Source organism: Ligilactobacillus ruminis ATCC 27782, from assembly GCF_000224985.1.
Classification (GTDB): Bacteria; Bacillota; Bacilli; order Lactobacillales; family Lactobacillaceae; genus Ligilactobacillus; species Ligilactobacillus ruminis.
This window is the reverse complement of the sequence record NC_015975.1, coordinates 1699376-1725242: the sequence shown is the minus strand read 5'-3', so window position 1 is coordinate 1725242 and position 25867 is coordinate 1699376. Positions and strand designations below refer to the sequence as shown.

Sequence of the window (25867 nt, the reverse complement as noted above, 5' to 3'; positions counted from 1 at the left end):
CGGGTGACTGGATTTTACGGGCAGAATTCAAAAATCAGCGATTTGCCCGTAATCGGTGACTAGATTTTACGGGCAGATCCCAAGAATCAGCGATTTGCCCGTAACGGGTGACTGGGTTTTACGGGCAAATCTCAAGAAGCGGCATTTTGCCCGTAACCGCGGACTGCATTTTACGGGCAGAATTCAAAAATCAGCGATTTGCCCGTAAGCCAGTCCTGACGCATTGATTGAGCAGGCAATGAGCAGCACTGTATTTTAAAAAAATAAAGAATGCCGGGCAAAATCAGTCGAATTACGACAGCTTTTGTTCGTAAGCGGTCGTTAAAACAGCGGTGTGTACACAAATAGCCTGAGATAGTATTATTATCTCAGGTTATTGCGTATGCATCGTTTTTATTTTCTTATTTATGAGGTAAGATCGATGTTCCATGGGAGAAGTTGGCGGAACCTTTCAGGATCAAATACCTCAATGTTGGTAATCTCCGTTAATACTTTTCTCAAGTATTTTTCAGGATCCAACTGATTAAGTTTGGCCGTATATATCAGCGACAACCCAGCGGCATTAGCCCTTGCGCCTTCAAAAGTTGATGAAAACAGCCAGTTTTTTCTCCCCATCACGCTCTCTTTGACAGCACGTTCTGCGCTGTTGTTGGACAATTCAAAATATCCTTTTTCAAAGATGTTCAGAATATTCTTTTCTTGACCCAGGGCGTAGTTTTTGGCTCTTCCCAATGCTGACTTGGCAGATGCGGTAACTGAAGCTATCTTGGAAAATACCCGCTTGACTACAGGAAGGAGTTTTCTTCTTCGATAGTTCAAGCGTTCGTCATCATTGAATTTGGTTGAGAGTTTTCTTTCCAATTCAAAGACTTCATCGATGTCTTTGACTATTTCTCCGCTAAAAGATTTTGAGGCTTTGTAGCTGCTGTTTTTCAAAGAATCGACAAAATAGCGACGAACATGAGCCAGGCACCCCAGGTGTCTGGTCCTGTCGAGAAAATTATATCCGGCATAGCCGTCAGTTTGGACATAACCATTAAAATCGCTCAACAATTTCTTGGCAGTATCGGATGATCTTCCGTCACTGTGAGTAAATGCGGCAATATTTTTTTCTTCAAATTTTCCACTTGTGACAACCCAATAATAAGTGTTTGCTTTTTCTGAAGCCAAAGTATTATAAGGTGTTTCATCCACATGAAGAAATCGCTGCCTTTTCAGCTCTTTCAATAAAAGATCATACAGCGGCGAAAGCTGATTGTTGAAGACGTCGATCATCCATTTTGACATTTGTTGACGAGTCAACGGCAATCCCCTAAGCTTCCACATTGCCTCCTGGCGATAGCAAGGAACTTTGTAGACGTACTTCATCGCGGCAATATGCGCAATGATCGAAGGAGATCCTGTCTTACTGTGACTGATGAGCGAACGGGGCATCGGAGCTTTTGAAATTTTCGAATGATCGTCCGAAGAACATTCAGGGCACTTGTATACTGCCTGATGATGTTCGAGAAGCCTGAGTTTTGCCGGTATGAACTTCACCTCTTCACGAATCTTAGGATTCGCGACCTGAACGAGACGGGCACAACACTTAGGGCAGGAACATTTTTCATCAGGCATCACATGATTCACAATTTCGACCGGAATTTTTGAAGTATCAATCTTCCGGTTTTTTTTGCGAATCTTTTTGGTATACGATTTTACCGAAGCCTCTTTGGAATCTTCAGTCTTTTCGCTTTGTTCTTCTTCCAGATCAAACAGGTCTAATTGTCTGTCATCTTCTTGAAGACGGCGCGTTTTTTCAGTTTTTTTTCCAAAAAGTTTGCTTGTCAGAAAAGCAATTCGTTCATTCAGTTCAGCGACTTGTTGTTCCAGCTCTTTGATACGCTTATCTTTTTCGTCCATCTCGTTCACCTCCGTTCCGTATGCATGAATTGAATTATACATGAAAACTCCTGCCAAATCCATATAAAAATGTAAGGCAGGAGTATCAATATTTAACAAAGCAGCCCTTTTTCACAAGGAAGAATGGTTTTCTTTTCCTCTACGGAAAATCCGGCCAAGAGTCTGCGCAATTGATGCGCGTTTATCTTTTTGACCTCGCTCTGATTTCTCGGCCACTGAAAGCGTCCGTTTTCGATGCGCTTGTAATACAGCACGAATCCTGTTTTGTCCCAGTAAAGAGCCTTGAAACGATCGGAACGTGTACCGCAAAACAGAAAAATCGCATTATCATAGGCGTCCAAACTGAACGCCTCGGTAACAAGAGCAGCCAATCCGTCTATCCCTTTGCGAAGATCGGTCTTACCGCAAATGAGATAGATTTTCATATTATTTATATTTGGAAACATTTTGATCACGATACCAAAGATAGTTGTTCAAATTTTTGAGAATCTCTCTCGAAGCTCCGTTGTAGATTCGGATTTCAACATCTTCCGTAATAATTTTCGCAGCCATTTCCCTGACCGGTCGATATGTTTCTTTAGGGCTTAGGTCAACAAGGTTGACTTCCACGACGTCATCCAATTTCATAATTAAACCTCCGATATACTTGATGTCTAAAGCATACCAAGATATCGGAGGTTTATGAAGAACGCTATTTTAACGACCGCTTACTTTTGTTCGGCATTTCATTTAATTCGGGAGTGAAAAATAAGCCGGGGTTTCCCCGGCCTCTTTATTGATATGCGGATGTCAGGCTTCCTCGGCTGCCGTGGCCGTTTCTCTTCTGGCGATGAAGTGACAGATCAGACCGATGATGAAGCCGCAGAGGGCAAATGAGATCCAGCCGAATCCGATTGAGAAGAACGGAAAGTAGGATGATGCGAAGGTAACTGCGGCCTTGGCGAATCCCGTTTCGGCAAGGACAGGCGGAAAGTTTCTGATCATGTCGAAGACGGCTGGAATCAGCGTGAAGATTGTCGTCATGCGGTAAACGCGGTTGTCATGACCGAACAGGGGCGACGTGATGCCGAGGATGATCAGCGAGATTGCAAGCGGATAGAGGAACATCAGGACAGGCGTTGACCAGGTGATGATCGTCGTCAGGCCGAGATTTGCAATCAGGAATGAAATCAGGCAGTTGAACGTCAGGAATGTACGGTAGGAAATCTTCGGGAAACGGTGATGGAAGTCCTGCGCGAAGGCAACGACGAGTCCCATGGCGGTCGTCAGGCATGTGACCGTTGCAAGTGTTGCAAGCAGGGCGTCGCCGGCCGCGCCGAGATAGTGGTGTGACAGCTGTGCCAGGGCAATGCCCCCGTTTTCAGAGATCTTGTAGTTGTTGAGACTCATCGCACCGAGATAGATGGATGCAAGGTAGATGATGCCGATCAGGGCCACTCCGATGATGCCGGACTTGGCGAGAAAGACGGATGTCTCGCGCTGCTTTCTGATGCCGAGCGCATGGATGGCGGTGATGACGGTGATGCCGAATGCCAGTCCTGCGAGGGCGTCCATGGTGTTGTATCCTTCAAGGAAGCCGCTTGTCATTGCCTGTGTCGTGTATCCTGCCGCTGCATGCTGTCCGGACGTGCTTCCGAGCGGGCTGATGAAGGCGAGAAGGAAGATGATGAAGAGCATGACTAGAAATGCAGGGTTGAGCAGCTTGCCGATGGTATTGACGATGCCGTTTTCATGAACTGAGAAATAATAAACGATGCCAAAGAAAATGGCTGAGTAGATCAAAAGACCGATTGTCTGATAGCGTGCCGGAATATGAGGCGCAAAACCCATTGCAAACGGAACGGTTGCCGTTCTTGGTGTTGCAAACAACGGTCCAAGCGTTGCGTGAACCAAAATCAGAAAAATCAATGCATATTTTGGACTGATCGGTTTTGCAAGATCATAAATGCCGTTTGAACGCGTGATGCTGATTGCCAAAAGAGAAAGCAAAGGAAGCAAAACGCCCGAAAGAAGGAAGCCGATTGCGGCTTTTCCCCAGTTTGCACCGGCCAATTGGCCCAAATGAATCGGGAAAATCAGGTTGCCCGCACCGAAGAACATGCCGAAAATCAGCGATCCGATCAAGAAGTAGTAGCGTTTGGATATTTTTTTCATAATGTGATCTCCTTAATAATTCAAATTCGTTATTTTGAGATCTTAGCTAAGATGTCGTTTTTTGAAGTAAAAAAAAATCCCTCCAGATAAAAATCTGAAAGGACGCCTCAGCGTGTTACCACCTTTGTTTCAACAAGCCATTGCTGACTTGAACTCACCCCGTGCTGCATTTTTTGACAAATGCAATACGTTGACGCTGTAAAGGGCGCTCCCATTCGAAACTTCGCTGTGACGTCGCATCGACCGCTCGGAGGCTACTTTCGCATCATTTGCGTCTTGTCCCCTCGCACTAACTGGGACTCGCTGCAAAGACGATTGAATGAGCTACTCTCCTCTTCATCGCGTTTTTAATACTTTTTTAACATGCACCTAATTTAACTTATTTTTGAAAGAAAGTCAACCTTTTTCAATTAGATGAATTTGTTTCATTTAAAAATGAATAAGTTGAATTTTACTTAATTGATAAAAGAGTGTAAGATAGTGATTGTAAAGAAAAATGAATTATTAGCTTATAAGAATCGAATTATAATTATAACAGGAGGCAGAGCATATGATTCCACGTTTTTCAAAGCGTTTTGAACGCGATTCGTCCGGACTTGAAAGTTTGTTTACATTATCAGAAAAGAAAGATGCGATTTCGTTTGCGGGCGGATATCCGGCAGAAGAACTTTTCCCTAAGGAAGAACTTGATGCGGCCTTCTTAAAGCGCAGCGAATTGACCGACAATTCCGTTTATCAGTACTCGTCTGCTTTGGGATATGAACCGTTGCGCGCAAAAATTAGAACATATGCGAAAAGAAACGGCATTGACTGCGAAATTGAAAATATCATGATCACTCAAGGAGCGCAGCAGGGTATTAATTTTTTGGCCGATCTGTTCCTTGACGTCGGTGACGGCATGGCAGTTGAGGCACCGACGTATATCGGTGCTTTGGAAGCATTTGCGGCCAGAAGCCCTGAATTTTACGAAATCGAAATGCAAGATGACGGTTTGAACCTCGATCAGTTGGAAGAAGTCTGCAAGCATCACCAATTGAAGATGCTCTATACCGTGCCGAATTTTCAAAATCCGACGGGTATCTGCATGTCGCTTGCAAAACGCAAGCGTTTGGCTAAGATGGCTTCACAATATGACTTTTTGGTAATTGAAGACGATCCTTATCGCGAATTGCGTTATGAAGGGGTCGGGCTTCCGTCGATCAAGGCCTTCGACATGTCGGGCAACGTCGTGACGCTCGGAAGCTGCTCAAAGATTTTGTCGCCGGCGCTTCGGACAGGGTGGCTAATAGCCGATGAAACGCTGATGAATGCCTTGAAAAATCTGCGACTCGCAAGCGACTGCAATCCTTCTTCCGTTGTCGGTCAGATGATTGACGAATACCTTGAAGACAACGATATCAACGAACACATCGAAGAAATCAACGACCTGTACCGTGATCGTCGCGATGCGATGATTGAAGGACTCAAGCGCTATCTGCCTGAGGAGTGCGATTTCACTGAGCCTCTTGGAGGTTTCTTCATTTGGTTGGAACTTCCAGAAGACGTCGTTGCGCAAGAAATTCTTGACAATTACGGCGACGTGACGTTTATTGAAAGCTCGACTTTGTTCCCGGTATCGCATCGCAGAAACTGCATGCGTCTGAATTTCACAGGCGTCAACGATGAAGAAATCGAAGAAGGTTGCCGGCGCCTTGGTGATGCCATCAAGGAAACTTTGTATGAGAGAATTTCAGTTAAATAACATCAAAGCAGTCTTTCTGGCTGCTTTTTTCAATACTGTGAACGATTACAAGAGTGACGGCGGAGATACTTCGTAATTTTCGGATAATTCTTTGACAAAATTCAGAGTTGAAACACAAATGCGCATTTTTGCATGGTATAATAACTTTGTAAGTGCGCAGCTGAAAATTCGATCCGAAGAGAATGTTTGTGCCGACAATTTTAAATTCCAATAGATGGGGGAAGTATGAAAGACATGCAAGAAAATGCTGGAATCAAGCTTTTTGCGCTTAATTCAAATCAAGAATTGGCTGAAAAGATTGCTGAAGAAATGGGCGTTGAACTTTGCGATGCATCCGTCAAGCACTTTAGCGACGGCGAGATTCAGATTAATATCAATGAAAGCGTGCGTGGTGATGACGTATTCATCATCCAATCAATTTCTGATCCGGTTAACGAAAACTTTATGGAACTGATGGTCATGATGGATGCTTTGCGTCGTGCCAGCGCGGGTTCGATTAATGCCGTTATTCCGTATTACGGCTATGCTCGTGCCGATCGCAAAGCAAGAAGTCGTGAACCGATTACTGCCAAGCTCATTGCCAACTTTATTTCCCTGGCAGGTGCAGATCGAGTCGTGACATTGGATCTTCATGCCGGCCAATTGCAAGGGTTCTTCAATATTCCGGTCGACCATCTTTTAGCGATTTATACGCAAGCTCATTACTTTAAAGAAAGCGGCATTGCTGATGACGTGGTTGTCGTTGCACCGGATCATAACAGCGTTAAATTGGCGCGCAATTTGGCGGAACTTTTGAAAGCACCGATTGCGATCGTTGACAAACGTGATGCTGCGCGTGTTGATGAAGCAGACATCATCGGTGACGTCAAAGGACACAAGTGCATCGTTTTTGACGACTTGATCGATACCGGCGGCAAGATGGTCGATGCCGCAACCGCTCTCTATGCTGCCGGTGCTACAAAAATTTATGCATGCGCAACGCATCCGATTTTCTCCGGAAATGTCGTAAAAGAATTGGAAGCTTCAGCCTATGACGAGGTCATTGTTACGGACACGATTGCCATTTCTGAAGAAAAGCAGTTTGACAAGCTTCGCGTCCTTTCTGTCGCACCGATTTTTGCAAAGGCAATTTCTCTCATCTATCACAATCAATCGGTGGACGCGTTGTTTGACAAGAGCGATAGTATTTAGACAAGGTGTGAAGCCGAACGGTCATGACCCCGTACGCAAGCTTTGGACGACCGAAGGCGAGCTTGCCTCGTCTAGGGAGTCCTTGCTTGCGATAGGGGGAATGTGAGGCGAAACCCGATTAAGACAAGGTGTGAAGACCAGCCGCTTAACAAGGCGGTAGATAAGGAGGGGCGCGAGTGATCAGCGCAAGCGCAGTCACGACGCGGCACGAACTTATCATGAGCCTTGTTGCTGGTCTGAACCCGATTAAGACAAGATGTGAAGCCGAACGGTCAACTGAATAATGATTAAAATACGTGCCATGATGGCGCGTATTTTTTATTTTTGGGGCAGTCCGCCAAGATTTCACTCAAATTTTACGGACAAAGCGTCATTTTTTTACTGATTTGTCCGTAATTGACAGTGATTTTGCCAAATGCAGTGCTGCGCAGCATCTGCTCAATCGCTGCACCTGACCTCGGTTACGGGCAAAACGTTGTTTTTGGAATTTGCTTGTAATCTGAGATCACACTGCTTTGGCGAAGGTACCCGAGTAGAACATTTTTCCGATTTTGGAGGATTTTTTTTACTTTCGAGGCCGCGCGAGTCGATTTGGAATCAGCCGGTAGACAAAAATCAGACATTCCCACCGGTTTTTGTCTACTTTCGGTTCAGCGCACCCCGTTTTTGGAGCAGGCGGTAGACAAAAATCAGACATTCCCACCGGTTTTTGTCTACTTTCGGAGCCGCATGCCCCAATTTTGGAGGCGGTGGTAGACAAAAAAGAGTCATTTCCCCCGTTTTTTGTCTACTTTCGGTTTCGCACGCCTGAATTTGGACCAGCAGGTAGAAAAAATCATACTGTCCCTCGAGATTCAAAGTGGATTACGGGCAAAACGGCGATTTTTAAGATCTGCCTGTAATCGAAAGGATGACAGCAGGATTTTGCTGAGACAAATGGACTAATGGATATGAAGGTGGCTGACGATACTGGATTTCTCATAGAAAAATGCTTTATGAAGACTTGTAGACAAAAGTCACGCTATTTTAACAATTTTTGTTGCCGTCACGTTCGCTCCTGTCACTTGCGTTTTTGAAAGTAGAACAAAATTCTCAAAAATTGAGAAAATGTTCTACTACTTCCGCCAAAAGCACACAAAAAATGGTACCGATAACAATCAACGTCAATTAAAATTAATTAATGTTTCATCGCTTTGCCGATTTATAAAAAAACCATGATTAACGAGATTAACGTAATCAGCAAGGCAAGCATCAAAAGCAGATGGTTGTTCGTAATAGTGTAGGATTGCCAATTATCAAATGCGATAATCGCTCAGAGCAGTGACGAAATAAATTGTGAAGCGGCAGTAAGTTGGTGATCTTCATAATTTTTGAACAACATCGCAGCATCAAAAAATCTGCAGTTAGGACGAAAAACAACCTCTCCTTTTTTAAGAGGCTGAAAAAACTCTGTCTCAAATTGAAAAACCGGATGATTTGCAATCAATTGCAAATCTGATCCGTTTTTTTGCGTATACGTGACAATCGCCTTCCATGATGGAAATAACCCAAAATAGTTTGGCGGTAAATTTGACTGAGAGATCGGCGCGCTGATTTATCAGGCGATGCATTTGTTAAAATCACTGCCGTTTACGGACACATCGATGAAAACGGGTCTTCTGTCCGTAAATTTGAGTGAAATCTTGGATAGATTGGTTGAGCAGTACTGCATTTAAAAGTGTCGGACAAAGTCAGTCGCAACCCGATCGCCTTTGTTCGGCATTTCATCTAATTCAAGTAAGAAACGGGACTTTTTTCAAAGCCTCTCCTAAAGTCTCGATCCATCAATCAGAACGCTTGTTTAAGCATCAAAATAATGATAAGATTGAGATTAATTGATAGTAACAAAGGGATGATTTTAAGATGACAAAAGATTTAACAAAGGAAGATTTGGAAAATTTCCAAAGTGCCTATGAAAAAACTCCGTGTGCCGACGTAATCGCACGGACGGTTCAGGAAAACGGCGTGACGGCAGCAAGCAAGAATTTTTCTGCCAAAGCCAATCACGATCACGTTTTTTCTGTTGAAGTCGAAACCGGAAAAATTACGAATCAAAAGAAGAGCGGACGCTGCTGGCTGTTTTCAACGCTCAATACGCTTCGTCAGCAGGTGGCAAAAGATTTGAAGGTTAAAGACTTTGAATTTTCGCAAAATTACGATTCCTTTTATGATCGTTTGGAAAAGGCCAATATGTTCTACGAAAAGATGATCAGACTTGCTGAAAGAGACGACGATGATCGCGAATATTTGTTTGAGCTTGAATGGGGCGATGAAGACGGCGGCCAGTTTGCCAATGCGGCGACTTTGATCAACAAGTACGGCCTTGTGCCGAAGAGCGTGATGCCCGAAACGTTCGTCAGCGAAAATACGAGCGAATTGAACGATGTTTTGAATCTTAAAATCAAAAAAGATGCGCTTGAGATCCGCAAGATGAAAAAAGCCGGCAAGACTGAAGAAGAAATGCGTGCTTTCAAGCTTGAGAAGATGAAGGAAGTTTACCGCATGCTGGTTTACGCATTCGGCAAGCCACCGGTTAAGTTCGACTTCGAATATCGTGATGACGACAATCAGTATCACATTGACAGAAATCTGACTCCAAAAGAATTCTTCGACAAGTATGTGCACGTCGATTTCAGCGATTACATCGATTTGACGAATGCGCCTGATCACGAAATGTACAAGCATTACAGTCTTTCAAATCAGGATTATCTTTTTGAAGGCGAGCACGTCACGTACGTCAACGTTCCGATTGAAGAACTCAAAGCTGCCGTTATTGCCCAACTCAAGAGTGGCAAGGCTGTGTGGTTCGGATGCGACGTCTCAAAAGACATGGACAGAGAAAACGGCGTGCTTGACACGGATTTGTTCAAGAAGGGAGAGTTGTTCGATATCGATCTGAACCTCGACAAGGCCGGTCGTCTGGCCACGCGCGTCGGCGAATGCTCGCATGCGATGGCGATTACCGGAGTTGACCTTGTAGACGACAAGCCGGTCAAGTGGAAGGTCGAAAACTCATGGGGCGAAAAGAACGGCAACAAGGGCTACTTCATCATGACGGATGCCTGGTTTGATGCTTACGTCTATCAAGCCGTCGTTTTAAAGCAATTTGCAACCGACAAGCAAAAAGAAATTGCTCAAACGAAGCCAGAGCCGCTTAAGCCGTGGGATTCGTTGGGCTAAAAGATGCTCTTAGCTTAAAATTGGCAACGTTCTTGCTGATTTTAAGCTTTTTTTGCTTTAAAATGCAGAGCTTGAATCGACTTTGCCAATTTAAACGAATTCTGAGCAACGTTGACGGCAAGGCATTATTGATTGGCAAAACGATCAGCTTCTTTTGATATTTGAACAGTGTCTTTCAAGAAAAAGCAGCATGCCTTTTAATTTTAAAACTTTTGATTTAGCTGCGTCCGGAATAATCGAAAGCAAATTTCAACATTGTCTCGCTCAAACAAAGGCAGCGTGAATTTTAAGCCGATGAATTTCATTGTCGGCTCAGTTTAGGCTATAATGTAATTACCATTAAATTGAATCGGGGGGATCAAGTTGGGTTTAGGATTTATTTTAGGCAATGCCTCAAAAGATCATCAGCAAAAAGATTTTGAACAGCTTGCCAAGTGGCGAAAAGAAAACCCGAACCGGATGGTTTATTATATTGTTCCGAACCACATCAAATTTGAATCTGAAGTCAATGCGTTAAAGTACATGCGGCAAATTTTTTCTCAAGATGAAAAAATATTTGCGGCGCATGATTTGCAGGTCTTTTCGTTTACGCGTCTGGCTTGGTATTTTATGAAAGATATGCCTGCATATCAGATTCCAAGAATTTCTTCAGCGGGATCAAACATGATTATTTACAGAATTTTGCGTGATTTGAAAGATGAATTGCAGGTTTTTTCCGGTGAAGAGTCACAACCCGGATTTATTACCCAGCTTGCCAAACAGATGACGGAGCTTCAAAACGGATGCATCATGCCGGAAGACGTCACGCGGATGGTCGAAAAGCTTCCGAAAGAATCTTTGGGATCCAAAGCATTATTGAGGTCCAAACTGCATGATCTGGCGCTTGTCTATACACGTTTTATCAAAATGACTTCCGGCCGCTACCTGGCCAATACGGAAATTTTGGCCGAACTTACGCAATATCTGGAGAAGATCGACCTTCAAAACAGCTGTTTTTTGATCAGCGGCTTTAACCAAATGACCGCAAGAGAAATGCTGTTGGTTGAAAAGCTGATTAAAAACGCAGAAAGCGTCGTCGTCGATCTGGTTTTGAATCATCCTTACGTTGACGAACCGCCAAAGTCAGGCGACTTGTTTTATCGTGCCGGAAATTTGTATTATCAGCTTTATGCCCATGCTCACAAGTCCAAAAGCCCCGTCATGCTTGATACCTATGCCAAAAAAACAAGGGTTTCGCAAGATTTGTGCAAGCTTGAAGACTACTGGATCGATTCCGTTGCCGGATTCTCGGCAAAAGAAAGAGCAACGTTTGAAAATGATTCGGTCAAAATCTATGGTGCCAAAACGCGGACGGAAGAAATCAGGTTTGCTGCGGCAAAAATTCGCCAAATGGTTGCCGTTGAAGGCTATCGATACAAGGATTTTTTAATTTTAACGAGACACTTGGACTTGTATAAAAACGTGTTGGAACCGATTTTTGCCAAAGCCGAAGTGCCGATTTTCGTTGATTTGCAAAAAAAGGTTTCTGATCATCCCCTGGTCGAACTGCTGAATGCGTTATTTGCGGTCAAGCGACGTCATTATCGCTATAATGACATGATGCGACTGCTTAAGACCGAATTGTTGATTCCAAAAGATTTAAAGGTTGAAACCTATCGCAGGATGCTCGATCAAACAGAAAATCTGATTTTGAAATTCGGCTACGAAGGAAGTGCCTGGCTGAAAGAAAAAGATTGGATCTACTATCGTTTTGGCGAAAGCGACTTTGGAACGAGAACCGATGCCGAAGATCGCATTACAAAAGAAGTAAACGTTATCAGACGCTATGTCAAAGAAATTTTGCCGCCGTTTTTCAAGCAGATTGACGAAGCCGAAAACGGGCGAAAAGCCGCAGTTTGCCTGGTAAATTTCCTGGTTGACAACGGAGTCAAAAAAAGACTTGAAGATTGGCGGCAAAATCTGATGGAACAAGGCCTTTTACAGGAATCGGAACGTCCGGAGCAGGTTTGGAATCTCTTTTGTCAGATGATGGATGAATTTGTCGAAAATCTCGGTGATCTGCCGTTTGAAGAAGAAGATTTCCTGAACTTGCTTCAGACCGGGTTTGATGCTGGCGAATACAGAAGGGTTCCGGCCTCGCTTGATGAAGTGGCGATTTCTGAAACAGGGATGGTTCAGCCGACTGACCGCAAAGTCGTTTTCATGATCGGATCAACCGATCTGGTTATGCCGGACAGGATTCAAAACAAGTCGCTGCTTTCTGACGGCGATCGCAGTCTGATGCTTGAAAATGCGCTTCTTTCTGAGGATCAGGTGCTTGATGAGACTTCGGAAAAAAGCATGCTGTCGGAACCGTTGCTGAATTATCTGGCATTCCTTTCTCCAACTGAAAAACTGATTTTCACGTATCCTCACGGAAACGATGCGGACGGCGGAATAAAAATGTCGCCTTACGTTGAGCGAATCAAGCAGCATTTTTTGCTCGAAGAGCTTGAAATCTCTGAATTTGACAAACTCAGCACGCCGAAGGGCACGATTGAAGATTTGATTTTCGAAATCAGACGTCATGCCGATGAAAAGAATTCCGTGCCGGCTTTTTGGAAGCAGGTTTATGCGAAAATGAAGACGGTTGACGCCGAAATGACTGAAAAAGTCATGAGCAGCTTGCGCTATCGCAATATTCCGGAACAGCTGACCGCACAAAATGCACGCAAGCTTTATGGCAAAGAATTGAACACGTCGATTTCAAAACTTGAGACTTTCTACAAAAATCCGTATGAATACTTCTTGAGATACGGGTTGGGGCTGATGGAACGCGACGTGTTTGAGATGTCCGCAGCCAGTACGGGGAGCTACTTTCATGCCGTGCTTGACGCGTTTTTCCGGCTTCTTTTTAAAAACAACCTGACTCTAAAGAATTTGTCATCAGAGCAGTTTAACGAGATTTTTGAAGAAACGACCAGTCTGGTTTCGAAGGATCCGCAGTTCATGATTTTAAAAAGCTCCAATCGCATGGGATTTATCGAGCGGCTTTTGAACGACACGCTGTCACAAACGCTTTGGGCCGTGCGCAATCAAAGAAACTATGGTCACGTCAGGACGCTCAGAACCGAGGCATTGTTTGGCCACGTCGGCGTCGAAGAAGGACTCAAAGGGCTTTTGATCAAGACGCCTAAAGGTAATCAGGTCAACGTTCGCGGCAAGATTGACCGAATCGACGAAACGATCGGTGCGGGAGATAAGTATTTGGGCGTCATCGATTACAAATCGGGGGCAAGAAAATTCAATTATGCTCAGGCATATTATGGAATCGCGCTGCAGCTTTTGACGTATCTGGATGCGTTGGAACAAAACGCTGAGCTGGTTTTGCCAAACGAACAGTCCAAATTGGCCGGGGCCTTGTACCTTCACCTTCAAAATCCGCGGCTGAAGCCTTCCGAGGTAAAAGCAGATGAGCAAAAAACGCTCATTGCAAGTCACGGATATCAGGGTCTGTTGGTGTCTGATCCTGATTTGTTGAGCACGCTTGACGAAACGGTCGAAGAAAAAAGCTCATCGCTGTTCTTGCCTTTCAAGCGTCTGTCCGGCGGGACCTACCGAACGACCAATTATGCGCAGGAAACTTTGATTGAGCCGGATAATCTGGAATTTTTGCTCAAGCATAATCGCAAGATGATCGCCAATGCCTGCGACATGATTTTTGACGGCAGAATTGATCTTTATCCTGCCAAATGGTCTTCAAGCGTTACGGCCTTGCAGTATTCTCCGTTCAAATCGATCATGCAGTTTGACGCAATGCTTCCGGAAAATCGTTATTTCGTGATTCCTTCCGTTGGCGCAACGGAAATTTTGAAATCAATCAAAGAGGGGGATTAAGATGGCTTTTAAATTCACTCAAGGGCAATCGCAGGCGATTCATGCAAGCGGACATGACATTTTGGTTTCGGCTTCTGCCGGTTCCGGGAAAACCAGGGTTTTGGTTGAACGGGTGGTTGACAAGATCAAGCACGGCATCGACGTTGATCGTCTGTTGATTTTGACTTTCACCGAAGCGGCCGCCAAGGAAATGAAGGAACGAATTCAAAAGGCATTGAGGGAAGCTTGCAATCAAACGGAAGATGAGCATCAAAAAGGTTTTTTGATCAATCAGCTCGTTAAGCTCAATACGGCAGACATCAGAACGATCGATGCCTTTTGTCTCAAATTCATTCAAAATTACTACTACAAAGCATCCCTGGATCCGTCTTTTCGACTTTTGACCGATCAGACTGAAAAAAGATTGCTGAGAGAAGACGTCTTAAACGATCTGCTTGAAAAATTATACGGTCAAGATGACGCAGACTTTATCGAACTGGCAGAAAACTTCTCAAACGATCGCAGCGATGACGGCTTAACGGAACTCATCATGAGGGTTTTTGATTTCGCAAACGTCAATCCTGATCCGGAAAATTGGATCAAAAGCTTGCCTCAAACGTATCAGATTGGCACGAAAGACTTTACCGAGAGTGCATTTTTCAAGGAAAAGCTTTTGCCGATGCTCGTTGAAAAATTGAGGATGCTTGCGATCAACATGGAAAAAGCACGCGTCACGATGCAGGAACAAGATGAAAGTTTTTTTGCAAAGCAGATCGCGCTTTTTGAAGATGAAGGCAACCGGTACGAAAATTATGCGAAAATGCTGGAAGATGGCGCAGACTATGCCACGCTGCAGAAAACTTTTGCTGAAATGAGCTATGCGCGTTTTCCGAGCACGAAAAGAACCGACGATTCACTGCTTACGGAAACAAAAGCAAACGTCAAGCTGATTCGCGATGAAGCCAAAAAAATCTTTACGGAAAAAATCGTTCCGGAATATTTCGCCGTTTCAAGCACCGATTTGGAACAGGCCTTGAAGCAAGCATACAGGCTCGTCAAAAAGCTCAGCGAAGTTGTTTTTAAGTTTGTCGCTGCCTATCAAACGGAAAAAAGAAGCAGACGGGTGCTTGAATTCAGTGATCTGGAGCACTATACGCTTTCGATTCTGCAAAAAAACGATGACATCAGGCAAGATCTGGAAGAGCGCTATGCAGAAATCATGGTTGACGAATACCAGGATACAAATCAGCTGCAGGAAACGATTTTAACGACGATTGCAAGAAAATCTCCCGGCAACATGTTCATGGTGGGCGACGTCAAACAGTCGATTTATGGTTTCCGTCTGGCCGATCCGGGATTGTTCCTTGAAAAATACAGGCGCTACGCAAATGACGATTCGGATGGGCAACGCATTATTCTGGCGGAAAATTTCCGCTCCGTCAAAAACGTGGCTTCAATTACCAACCTGATTTTCAGTCAGATCATGAGTCGAGAAGTCGGCGAAATGGATTATGACGACAATGCGCAGCTTGTGTACGGTTCGAGCGATTATCCGGAAAAACAAACGACGGCGGAAATTTTGCTGTATTTTGACAAAAGAAACGAAACCGCGGAAAAGACAACCGGAAAGATGCGCTGGGACATGACGTCAGAAAATCACGAGTCGATGGATGCGGACTTCACGATCGAAAGCGCAGCGCAAGGACAAATGCTGGCGACGGCCGAAAAAATCAAGCAGTTGGTTGATTCCGGATTTGAAATCTATGATCGCAAGCAAAAGAAAATGAGAAAAATCAGCTACGGCGACATCGCCGTGCTGTCCGGAACTCACGGCAATCATTTGATTTTGTCGGAAGAATTCAAGCGTTTGGGAATCCCTTACAAGGTCCAAAAATCCGAAAACTATTTTCAGACGACGGAGCTTCGAATCATGCTGGCGTTGCTCAACGTGATCGACAATCCGCGCCAGGACATTCCGCTTGTTGCCGTGCTTCGCTCACCAATCGTCGGGCTGAATGAAAATGAGCTGGCGCTTCTTCGAATCAATGACCGCTCAGGCGACTATTACCAGGCATTATTGAAATTTTACGAAGAATCTCCCGGTCAAAACCAGGAATTGCATAATAAAGTCAAAAAATTCATGGAAATGCTTGAAAGATTCCGAACGTTGGCTCGTCAAAACGAGCTGTCGACTTTGATCTGGAAAATTTACGATGAAACGCATTTTTTGGAATACGTTTCCGGAATGCCTGGGGGAAGCCAGCGCGCGGCCAATCTTCATGCATTGTACGAGCGTGCTGCAGCATACGAAAAGACGAGTTTCAAAGGACTGTTTCAGTTCATTCGCTTCATCAACAAGATGCAGGATCAAAACGAAGATTTGGCGTCCGCGTTAAACGAAGCAAGTGATGACGTTGTCAGCGTCATGACGATTCACGGCAGCAAGGGCCTGGAGTTTCCGGTGGTCTTTTTGGTTGATGCGACAAAGCGTTTCAACACTGACAGTCTGAAAGGAAAGTATCTGCTGAATGAAAAGGACGGCGTGTCGATCACGTGCCTCAATCGCAAAACGCGTGTCGAAACCGTCACTCCGATGCAGTCGTACGCAAAGGAAAAAGTGGCAAGAAAGCTTTGCGCAGAGCAGATGCGCTTGCTTTACGTCGCTTTGACGCGTGCCGAACAAAAACTCTTCATCGTGGCCGGATACAAAAACGAAGATGATGCCTTGAGCAAGTGGAAACAGGCGAAAAAAAGCGAGGATCTGCTTTTGAGTGCTGACGTGCGCGAAAATGCCGTTTGCTTTATGGACTGGATCGGTGCTGCCTTTTATCGCGAACGGAATTTTTGCAAGAGGTTCGATTGTGTTGATGACGTCAGACCGTGTCATTATCTTGACAAATTCAGTGCCGAGTATGAATTTGAAAAAATCAGCTTCGATGAGCTGTCGAAAAATGCCGACAATCAGCCGCTTGATTTAAAGAAATGGCTGAAAGATCAGGCTAAAGAAGAATTGGATGCGGATGATGCCGACTTCATCAACAAAGTGCTGACGTATCGCTATGATCATGAAGGCCTTGTCAAAACTGCGGCATACCAGTCGGTTTCTGAGATCAAATCGGCATTTGCGGATCCTGACGAAAAGGTGATGAGCAACCTTGACACAAGCGAAAATGAAAAGGAAAATGCCAATCGATTCGTTTCAAAGATGGAATTGCCAAAATTCATGGTGCATGAAGAAAAAATCAGCGGCGCAGCAATCGGGTCTGCCGTTCACTTGGTGATGGAAAAACTTGATCTGACAAAAAAGCCGAGCGAATCTTCAGTCAAAGAAGAAATTTCCGAATTGGTCAAGGACGGAATTTTGAATGATGAGGTCGCAAAAAGAATCCGAATCAGCGATATCTGCCGCTTTTTTGAAACCGATCTGGGCAAGACGATTCTTGAAAAACATGAATTCGTCAAAAGAGAAGTTCCGTTTTCCTTGCTGATTCCTGCAAATGAGATTTTTGTCGGCTTGAGCGAATCGGATCCGGTGCTTGTGCACGGAATCATCGACGGCTATGTCGATGACGGGAAGAAGGTCATCTTGTTTGACTACAAGACGGATCATGCTGCTGAAGAAAACGTTCCCGAAGTCAAAAAACGCTATGCTGGACAAATTGAGCTTTATTCAATGGCGCTAAAGAGCATCTTGAACAAGCCTGTTGATGAAAAATATCTGTATTTGACGCAACTGGGCAAAGCAGTGGACTTGTAAAGAGGTGAAGAAATGAAAAAACTTAAAATTACGGGCGCAGTCATCTTGCTTCTGGCAGGTCTCGTGATGATTTTTAATGAGCAGATCAAGTGCTTAATCGTTGACTGGATGACGAATTCGTCGCTTAAACAGCCTGTAAAAGATGATGATTCAAAAGGAAACTTTGATTTCGAAAAGGTAAAGGCCGTTGACAGCAAAATGGTTGCCAAGGCGGCTTTTTCAAAAAATCATGATGCGATCGGCAAGTTGTCAGTTCCAAGTATCAAGGTCAAGCTCCCGATTTTCAAGGGATTAGACAACTATAACCTTGTTCGCGGTGCCGGAACCATGAAGGAAACCGAGCGGATGGGAATCGGTAATTATGCTTTGGCGGGTCATCACATGAAAGACGGTTCGCTTTTGTTTGGGCCATTGGAAAACGTGAAGAAAGGCGACAAGATTTATTTGGCCGACAAGCATCACGTCTACGTTTACGAAACGACGCTGAAGACCGTCGTTGACAAGCATGATACCAATTATATTGACGACGTTCAGGGGCAAAAACTCGTCACGCTGATTACCTGTGCTTCCGGGATGACCGGTGAAAGCAGGCGCGTCATCGTTCAGGGCGAGCTGCTTTTCAAAAAGTCGGCAAACAAGAAAAATCTCAAAGTTTTCAATAAATAGAATTTTTTGGGGAGGCTGGGAAAAAATCTTCCTCAAATTGAAAAACCGGATGGTTTGCCATCAATTGCAAATCTGATCCGGTTTTTTTGCGTATGCATGACGATTCTCATGCTTATGATCGAAACAAGCAAAAATAGTTTGGAGGTAAATTTGACTGAGAGCCTGGTGCGCTGATTTATCAGGGCTGCATTTGGCAAAAGCTCTGCCGTTTATATGGACACAGCGATGAAAATTGAGCCTTTGTCGTGAACGGCCTGTTCGAAAAATGGCGATTACGGACAAAATGGATAAAAATGGCCGTTTGTCCGTAAAATTTCAGCTCGCGCAGCCTCGGAAGCAGAACAAAATCACTAAAATTTGAAAAAATGTTCTACCGCCGACTCCAAATCCGGCTCGCGCGGCTCCGAAAGTAGAACAAAATCTCCAAAATTTGGAAAAATAGTCTACATCCCGGTCCAAAATGGGAGCGTGCGGCCCTGAAAGCAGACCAAACCGCTGACCGGAGCATCGTTGCTTTATATTTCGGAATATAACAAAATCTTTGCTGCCAGTCAAAACTGCATTTTTCGAAAATTCCGCGAAGAGGGCGAAAGAGCAGATTGACGGTTGTTGGAAAATGCTTTATACTAAAATTATTTTCATGAGTATTGGATGAAAGAAAATAATTTTCGCAGCGGAAGCGAGGTTTCGACATGCTGCAGGAAGCAATGAAGATGATCAAGCCTGAGATGACCGTGAGTTTTGGCGGTGGCAGCACGGTTGTCAGGCTTGCAAAATACTTGTGCGATGAAGATGAAACTTTAAGGAAAACGCTGAAGGTAACGACTCCTTCGCTTGAAACGATGGAAATTTTGAATAATCTGAACTACCAGATCGTGGCGTTGGACGATGTTGAAAAAATTGACGTGGCGTTTGACGGTTGCGACTATGCGACGCAAAATTTGAATGCCCAAAAGTGCATGGGCGGCATCCACGTTGATGAAAAGAAGGCGGCCAAAAAAGCCTTGCGGTACGTCTTGCTGACAAAGCCTGAGCGTATCGGAAAAACGTACAATGCCAAACTGCCGATTTGTGCAGAGGTTGAACAAGACAAGGCGGATCTTTTTTTGAAAATGGCAGATCAAGCGGGTTTTGAGGCTAAAAACCGTCCTGGAATCAAGACGAGTCGCGGCAATCTGTTGTTTGATCTGCATAATGAAAAATGTACTCAAGCAGACGCCAAAGATGTTGAAACATGGCCGGGAGTTGTTGGCACGTCATCTTTTTTTGATCTGTGCACGGACGTGATTTATGAGGAAAAAGGCAAAACGATTCACTTAAGAAAGGAAGAGCTCAAATGACAAAATATAATTGGGGAATTATCGGAACCGGCTGGATTGCGCACGACATGGCAGATGCCTTGAATAAGACAAATGGCGAAATTTATGCGGCTGCCAATCCGAATGAGGCGCATTTGACGGAATTTGTCAAAGAAAAAAACGTCAAGCATGCCTACGTCAATCCTTACGACATGATTGCAGACGAAAACATCGACATCATCTACGTGGCATCGCCCAACAACACGCATTACGAATTCGTCAAGAAAGCGCTTGAAGCGGGCAAGAACGTTTTTTGCGAAAAATCGCTGACGGTCAACGCTAAAGAATTTGATGAACTGGAATCAGTGGCAAAAGAAAAAGGCGTCATCCTGACGGAAGGATTTACGCTTTATCACATGCCGCTTTATGACAAAGTCAAAGAATTGATCAGTGCGGGAAAACTTGGCGAGATCAAGCTCGTTCAAGTCAACTTCGGAAGCCTGAAGGATCCCGATCCTACCAAGCGCTATTTTTCAAAAGAGCTTGCCGGTGGGGCGTTGCTTGACATTGGTTGTTACGCAACTGCATTTTCCAGAATGTTCCTTGATGAACAGCCGAATTCGATTACGACGTCCGTCAAATTTTATGAAACGGGCGTTGATGAGCAGTCGGGCATTATTTTGAAAACCCCGTCTGAGCAGATGGTCGTCATGGCGCTGTCGTTTAGGGCCAAGCAGCCGAAGCGCGGCGTGATTTCCGGAACGAAAGGATATGTTGAAATTTCGAACTATCCGCGTGCGGAAGAGGCAGTCGTCACTTATACGGAGGATGCGCACACGCAGACTTCTGAAACGATTGCTGCAGGAGATACGAAGCAGGCGCTTGAATATGAGATTTTGGACATGCAGCGTTACGTTGAACAGGGAAACGATGAAGGACGTCTTGGCTGGAGTCGAGACGTGGCCCATATTATGGACGGGGTTCGCAGTTCATGGGGAATGAGATTTCCGTTTGAGAAATAAGGTGTCGTGATGACGATTGTCGATAAAATTTACGATAAGCAGCCAGAGTTGTCCACATGTGATCAAAAAATTGCGCACGTGATTTTGAAGAATCCAATCGAGGTTGTGGATAAGACGATTTCTGAATTGGCGGAAGAAGCGGGTGTCAGTTTGGCCTCAATTTCGCGCTTTTGCAAGACGCTTGGGTTGGCGGGATTCCACCAGCTGAAAATTGAGCTGGCGAGGGTCAGTGAGGAAAATACGACGCAGGCTGTGGAAAAGGAAAACTTTGGCGGTCAGTTGAGTGAATTTGTCAAAGACAAGGAAATTGAGCTTGAAAAGACTTTTTCACAGATTTCACAAGAAACGTGTGAAAAAATTTGTGGAAAACTGCTGCATGCTCGGGCGATTCAGGTGATTGCAGAGGGAAATACCTATGCCAACGCCGAAGATGCCGTGTATAAATTCAGTCAGATCGGCCTCTTCGCTTTTAGTTCAGCGTCGTGGGAGACGGCATTGGCACAGACGATGAACCTGCAAAAAGAAGACGTACTGCTTGTTTTCAGCAATTCCGGCGAAGCGAAAAGCCTGCTGGTTCAGATTGACGAGGCCAAAAAGAGGGGGATAACGGTGATTTCGCTCACCAACCATGAGAATTCGCCGATTGCGCAAAAGTCAGATCTCCACTGGCGTACCGTTGCCCGGCCGAAAGTTTTAATGTCCGAGTACTATTATTCGCGGCTTGCGCTTGTTTCCGCAATTGAGGCGATGTTTATTCTGATTTTGAAGAAAGAGCCAAAAAGACTTGAACGAATCAAGTTTCATGAATTGCTGATGGCGGATAAGAAGATTTAAAAAAACGACCAGGGTTTCCGATTTTAGGATCCTTGGTCGTTTTCAGTTCATTTTGAGATTGCAAAATTTTTGGGGGTTACGGGCAAAATGGTGATTCTTGGAATTTGCCCGTAAAATGCAGATCCCCGTTACGGGCAAAATGGTGATTTCTGAGATTTGCCCGTAAAATCCAGTCATCCGTTACGGGCAAAATGATGATTTCTGAGATTTGCCCGTAAAAGCTAGCCCGCTGTTACGGGCAAAATGGTGATTTCTGAGATTTGCCCGTAAAATGCAGATCCCGGTTACGGGTAAAACGGCGCTTTTTGAGATTTGCCCGTAAAATGCAGTCTTCGGTTACGGGCAAATCCTCGATTTTTAAAATATGCCCGTAAAAATCATTTGCTTCCTTCATCAGAGTTGACCGACATTTTTTGTCGCGTGAATAATTTAACCGTTTCGACGATGACAATCATCAAAACTCCGGCCATCAAAACGATGCTCCACTGCATCCATGAAAGAGAAGAGACGTGGAAAATCGAGTTCAATCCCGGAATAAAAATCGTTGAAGCAAGCAAAACTGCCGAAACGAGGACGGCGAGATTGAAAAATTTATTTTCGAACGTTTTCTTGGTAAAAATCGTTTCGTGAATCGATTTTGAATTGAACGCATGGAACAGCTGAATCATCCCAAGCGTCGCATAAGCCATCGTCAACGCATCGGCATGAATTGCGACGGAACCTGAATGGACCGGGAACGTGACGGCCCAAAGGTAGACGCCAAGCGTCAGCAGGCCTTCAAGAAGTCCCTGGTAGATAATGGCGAATCCAACGCCGTTTGACAAAAAGTTTGATTTTGATCCGCGTGGTTTTTGAGTCATGACGTTTTTTTCAGACTTTTCAATGCCAAGGGCGATTGCCGGAAAAGTATCGGTCACGAGATTGATCCAAAGAATTTGGACCGGCGCAAAAATCGACCAGTTGAGCATCGTCATCATAAACAGCGTCAGCACTTCGCCCAGATTGGCAGACAAAAGGTACTGAACGGCTTTTTGAATGTTGGCAAAAACTTTGCGACCTTCTTTGACAGCGACGATGATGGTTGCAAAATTGTCATCCGCAAGAACGATGTCTGCCGCATTTTTGGAAGCCTCTGTTCCGGTGATGCCCATGCCGACGCCGATATCTGCCTGTTTCAATGCTGGTGCGTCATTGACGCCGTCGCCCGTCATGGCTACGATTTTTCCACGTGCCTGCCAAGCTTTGACGATTCGGACTTTGTGTTCCGGGGCAACGCGGGCGTAAACCGAGTACTTTTCAATGTTTTTTTGCAACTCTGAATCGCTCAATTCGTCAAGTTCGCTTCCGGTAATCACGCCGTTCAAGTCGCTTTCTGCGATAATTCCGAGCCTGATTGCGATTGCTCTTGCCGTCTCCTTGTGATCACCGGTAATCATGATTGTTTTGATGCCGGCATTTTTGGCTTCAAACACTGCATTTTCGACTTCGGGACGCTGCGGATCGATCATTCCGGTCATTCCGGTAAAAATCAGGTCTTTTTCATAGTTCTCAGACGTCAGTTCGTCAAGTTCGTCAAGCGGTCTGTAGGCGTATCCGAGGACGCGCAGTGCCTGAAAGGCCAGTTGTTTGTTCATTTCAAGAATTTGCTGCTTGTCGCTTGCGTTAATCGGGCGAACGTCCCCGTTTTCTTCAATTTTGGTGACGCGTTTGAGCAATTCGTCAACAGCGCCTTTGGTGAAAAGAATTTTTTGCCCTTTGTGTTCAACAACTGCCGACATCAGTTTTCGGTTTGAGTCAAAAGGAAGCGATGCAAGACGCGGATAGTCGTGCTGAACCGTTTGGATTTTTGCTGAAGCTCCGTTTTCAACAAAGAAATCAAGGAGCGCCGTTTCGGTTGGATCACCGATCGGTCCGTTTTCAGATTCTTTGGCATCGTTTGCAAGAATCATGGCTAACTGAAGGTTGGGGGCATTTTTTTTGTCAAAATCCAGAGCCTTTTGCAGCGTCTGATCTGCATAGAATTGTTCAACTCTCATCTTGTTTTGAGTCAGTGTGCCCGTTTTGTCTGAGCAGATGATTTCACAAGTTCCAAGCGTTTCAACGGCCGGAAGCTTTCTGACGAGGGCATTTTTCCTGGACATTGCCTGCGTTCCGAGCGCAAGCGTAATGGTGACGATTGCTGGAAGACCTTCGGGAATTGCGGCAACGGCCAGAGAAATTGATGTCAAAAGCATGTCGAGGATTGATTCTCGTTTCGTCAAAGCACCGAAAACAAAGATGACAACTGCGATAATCAAGATCAAAACGGTTAAAACCTTGCTCAGGTGAGTGATGTTTTTTTGAAGCGGAGTGACTGAATCTTCCGCAGAATCAAGCATTTTGGCGACGTGTCCGACCTCAGTTCTCATGCCGGTTGCGACCACGACCGCTTCTGCAGTTCCGTTGGCGATGACAGTATTCATGAAAAGCATGTTGCTTCGTTCTCCAAGCGGCGGATTTTCGTCAGTCAAGGGACGAATGTCCTTTGAAACGGGAACTGATTCGCCAGTCAGGGCTGCTTCTTCTGCTCTGAGCGCATTTTGTGAGATGATTCTGGCATCGGCAGGAACGATATCGCCTGCTTCAAGCAAGATAATGTCTCCGGAAACGAGTTCCGTGCTTTTGATCTGTGAAATGATGCCGTCTCTTTTCACCCTTGAAAACGGCGTGGTCATTTCCTTGAGCGAATCGATTGCGTTTTCGGCTTTTGTTTCCTGAAAGACGCCAAAAACGGCGTTCAGGAACACGACGATAAAAATGATGATGGAATCTGAAACCTCGCCTGCCAGCATGGAAATCAGCGCCGCAATCATCAAGATGATGATCATCAGGTCTTTGAACTGTGCAACAAATTTTTCAAGCAGTGTGGAATGCTTTTTCGCTTCCAAAACGTTTGCTCCATCTTTTTCTCGTCTTGTCAAAACTTCCTTGCTGCTTAGACCATTTGTGGACGAATGAAGCTTGCGGAGCGTTTCTTCGACCGTCAAACTAAAGAATTTTGTTTCCATGTAAAAGCCCCCTTTTTGTAAATTTGTGATTTACTTAACAAAAGCATTGTATCACGGAAACAAGGATAATTTCAAAAGATAAACGTTGCGATGGAATCATTATAATTGTTGCTTGATTCATTGAAAATGCAGAGCTAAAAAAGAAATTGCAAAAATATGTCCAAAAAAAATGTTACAAATTTATGAAATTTGACTGTAAACCGTTTTCTTTTCGAGATAATATGCTAAAATATCACTTGTAACTTTAATTGGTATATGAAAGCGAGGCTTTTTAATGGAAGGGCTTAAAAAATTTGCCTGGGGTATGGCATTGATTACGCCATTTTGGTTAATATTAGGTGGATGCGTGCTTCTTTTGAATTTGGTATGATGAATAAAATAAGCAATGAATGTAGCATCAAATATTGCTAAGTGCTAAAAAAGTTGACCTGTCGCGATTGGCAGGCCTTTTTTGTTTTTTATCAGCATATGCATCGAATGTATAAATACTTTTTTGTAGAATGTAGTTTACTAATTTTTAAAAAGAATATTCATTAAAATAATGTACAAAAAATATTTTTAAAATTAAAATGAAAGTGTAATTTTAAAAGAAAGATGGCTTGATGTGTAATTGGTATAGGTGAAGATGCTGAAAAAAACTATGTCTCAAATTGCAAATCATCCTGTTTTTTTGCGTATGCATGACAATCGCCTTCCATGATGGAAATAACCCGAAGCAAAACGTATCGGTAATTTTGACTGATGGCTTTGCGTGCTGACTGAATGAGCACTGTATTTTGAAAAATCACTGCCGTTTACGGACATATCGAGAAAAATGGAGTCTTTGTCCGTGGAGCGACCTGCTCGAAAAATGTCGATTACGGACAAAATGGGCAAAAACGGCCGCTTGTCCGTAGAATTTCAGACGTTTTGTCCGTAAAATGCGTTTTGTTTACGGACAAATCATCAGAAATGGAGGTTTTGTCCGTAAATCCGGATTAAATTTTAGCTGAATGGTTGAACAACATCATTTTAAAGAAAGATAGTTTTTTTATGCAAAAAATCAAAGAAACGCCTTGGAAAGTCAATCAAAAGCAGACTGCCTCTGTTCGACTTTTCATTTAATTCGAGCAAGAAACGGGACTTTTTTCCCAGTCTTTTCGTTGGGACAAATCAAGTGAACAATTTCGTGAAAAACGATA

General features: G+C 44.3%; 15 protein-coding genes and 1 pseudogene. 10 read left to right on the top strand and 6 right to left on the bottom strand.

Translation table 11 applies throughout. The features are described 5' to 3' along the window. Positions 1-405 precede the first annotated feature (405 nt). The 4 genes from tnpC to brnQ form a co-directional block, all read right to left on the bottom strand. Positions 406-1965 carry an IS66 family transposase gene (tnpC, locus tag LRC_RS10830; RefSeq protein ID WP_014074052.1) on the bottom strand — a complete coding sequence of 520 codons (1560 nt, stop codon included), beginning with the start codon at positions 1963-1965 and terminating at the stop codon, positions 406-408. A 29-nt stretch (positions 1966-1994) separates the two neighbouring features. After that, entirely contained in the window at positions 1995-2327 is a 333-nt protein-coding gene (gene tnpB / locus LRC_RS08650; protein ID WP_014073767.1) for an IS66 family insertion sequence element accessory protein TnpB, read from the bottom strand. A gap of 1 nt (position 2328) precedes the next feature. After that, a complete protein-coding gene (locus LRC_RS08645) occupies positions 2329-2529 on the bottom strand; it encodes a hypothetical protein (RefSeq protein ID WP_014073217.1) in 201 nt (66 codons plus the stop codon). A gap of 162 nt (positions 2530-2691) precedes the next feature. Next, on the bottom strand, positions 2692-4056 hold the full coding sequence (gene brnQ / locus LRC_RS08640; RefSeq protein ID WP_014074051.1) for a branched-chain amino acid transport system II carrier protein: 1365 nt from the start codon (positions 4054-4056) through the stop codon (positions 2692-2694). 550 nt (positions 4057-4606) lie between these two features. On the opposite strand from brnQ, the gene LRC_RS08635 reads away from it, so the two are divergent. Both LRC_RS08635 and LRC_RS08630 read left to right on the top strand, forming a co-directional pair. After that, positions 4607-5797 (top strand): aminotransferase-like domain-containing protein, encoded by a 1191-nt coding sequence (locus tag LRC_RS08635; protein WP_014074050.1) that lies wholly within the window; start codon positions 4607-4609, stop codon positions 5795-5797. 225 nt (positions 5798-6022) lie between these two features. Further along, the gene (locus tag LRC_RS08630; protein WP_014074049.1) at positions 6023-6988 is read left to right on the top strand and encodes a ribose-phosphate diphosphokinase; all 966 of its coding nucleotides are present in this window, start codon (positions 6023-6025) and stop codon (positions 6986-6988) included. A 1312-nt stretch (positions 6989-8300) separates the two neighbouring features. On the opposite strand, the gene LRC_RS11595 is transcribed toward LRC_RS08630, so the two are convergent. Continuing rightward, positions 8301-8480: a hypothetical protein gene (locus LRC_RS11595; RefSeq protein WP_041820118.1), complete on the bottom strand. Its 180-nt coding sequence runs from the start codon at positions 8478-8480 to the stop codon at positions 8301-8303. A 410-nt stretch (positions 8481-8890) separates the two neighbouring features. Here LRC_RS11595 and LRC_RS08620 point away from each other — a divergent pair, with 410 nt between their 5' ends. From LRC_RS08620 to LRC_RS08590, 7 genes are all read left to right on the top strand, one after another. Then, on the top strand, positions 8891-10207 hold the full coding sequence (locus tag LRC_RS08620; protein WP_014074048.1) for a C1 family peptidase: 1317 nt from the start codon (positions 8891-8893) through the stop codon (positions 10205-10207). 363 nt (positions 10208-10570) lie between these two features. After that, positions 10571-14083 (top strand): PD-(D/E)XK nuclease family protein, encoded by a 3513-nt coding sequence (locus tag LRC_RS08615; protein ID WP_014074047.1) that lies wholly within the window; start codon positions 10571-10573, stop codon positions 14081-14083. A 1-nt stretch (position 14084) separates the two neighbouring features. Continuing rightward, on the top strand, positions 14085-17819 hold the full coding sequence (addA, locus tag LRC_RS08610; protein WP_014074046.1) for a helicase-exonuclease AddAB subunit AddA: 3735 nt from the start codon (positions 14085-14087) through the stop codon (positions 17817-17819). Positions 17820-17831: 12 nt separating this feature from the next. Then, positions 17832-18485, top strand: a complete 654-nt coding sequence (locus LRC_RS08605; protein WP_014074045.1) for a class A sortase — start codon at positions 17832-17834, stop codon at positions 18483-18485. Between the two features lie 692 nt (positions 18486-19177). Continuing rightward, complete coding sequence (locus tag LRC_RS08600) at positions 19178-19825, top strand: ribose-5-phosphate isomerase A (RefSeq protein ID WP_014074044.1); 648 nt, start codon at positions 19178-19180, stop codon at positions 19823-19825. Continuing rightward, positions 19822-20805, top strand: a complete 984-nt coding sequence (locus tag LRC_RS08595; RefSeq protein WP_014074043.1) for a Gfo/Idh/MocA family protein — start codon at positions 19822-19824, stop codon at positions 20803-20805. Before LRC_RS08600 ends, LRC_RS08595 begins: the two co-directional genes overlap by 4 nt. Before the next feature lie 9 nt (positions 20806-20814). Continuing rightward, the gene (locus tag LRC_RS08590; RefSeq protein ID WP_003691954.1) at positions 20815-21639 is read left to right on the top strand and encodes a MurR/RpiR family transcriptional regulator; all 825 of its coding nucleotides are present in this window, start codon (positions 20815-20817) and stop codon (positions 21637-21639) included. Positions 21640-22016: 377 nt separating this feature from the next. On the opposite strand, the gene LRC_RS08585 is transcribed toward LRC_RS08590, so the two are convergent. Next, complete coding sequence (locus LRC_RS08585) at positions 22017-24686, bottom strand: cation-translocating P-type ATPase (RefSeq protein WP_014074041.1); 2670 nt, start codon at positions 24684-24686, stop codon at positions 22017-22019. Between the two features lie 783 nt (positions 24687-25469). On the opposite strand from LRC_RS08585, the pseudogene LRC_RS12300 reads away from it, so the two are divergent. Further along, positions 25470-25678, top strand: a pseudogene (locus LRC_RS12300) (hypothetical protein). Positions 25679-25867: the final 189 nt, after the last annotated feature.

Coding starts and splice junctions, on each gene's coding strand:
- tnpC (WP_014074052.1), bottom strand. CDS start 1,965: ATGGATTTGGCAGGAGTTTTCATGTATAATTCAATTCATGCATACGGA.
- tnpB (WP_014073767.1), bottom strand. CDS start 2,327: ATGAAAATCTATCTCATTTGCGGTAAGACCGATCTTCGCAAAGGGATA.
- LRC_RS08645 (WP_014073217.1), bottom strand. CDS start 2,529: ATGAAATTGGATGACGTCGTGGAAGTCAACCTTGTTGACCTAAGCCCT.
- brnQ (WP_014074051.1), bottom strand. CDS start 4,056: ATGAAAAAAATATCCAAACGCTACTACTTCTTGATCGGATCGCTGATT.
- LRC_RS08635 (WP_014074050.1), top strand. CDS start 4,607: ATGATTCCACGTTTTTCAAAGCGTTTTGAACGCGATTCGTCCGGACTT.
- LRC_RS08630 (WP_014074049.1), top strand. CDS start 6,023: ATGAAAGACATGCAAGAAAATGCTGGAATCAAGCTTTTTGCGCTTAAT.
- LRC_RS08620 (WP_014074048.1), top strand. CDS start 8,891: ATGACAAAAGATTTAACAAAGGAAGATTTGGAAAATTTCCAAAGTGCC.
- addA (WP_014074046.1), top strand. CDS start 14,085: ATGGCTTTTAAATTCACTCAAGGGCAATCGCAGGCGATTCATGCAAGC.
- LRC_RS08605 (WP_014074045.1), top strand. CDS start 17,832: ATGAAAAAACTTAAAATTACGGGCGCAGTCATCTTGCTTCTGGCAGGT.
- LRC_RS08600 (WP_014074044.1), top strand. CDS start 19,178: ATGCTGCAGGAAGCAATGAAGATGATCAAGCCTGAGATGACCGTGAGT.
- LRC_RS08595 (WP_014074043.1), top strand. CDS start 19,822: ATGACAAAATATAATTGGGGAATTATCGGAACCGGCTGGATTGCGCAC.
- LRC_RS08590 (WP_003691954.1), top strand. CDS start 20,815: ATGACGATTGTCGATAAAATTTACGATAAGCAGCCAGAGTTGTCCACA.
- LRC_RS08585 (WP_014074041.1), bottom strand. CDS start 24,686: ATGGAAACAAAATTCTTTAGTTTGACGGTCGAAGAAACGCTCCGCAAG.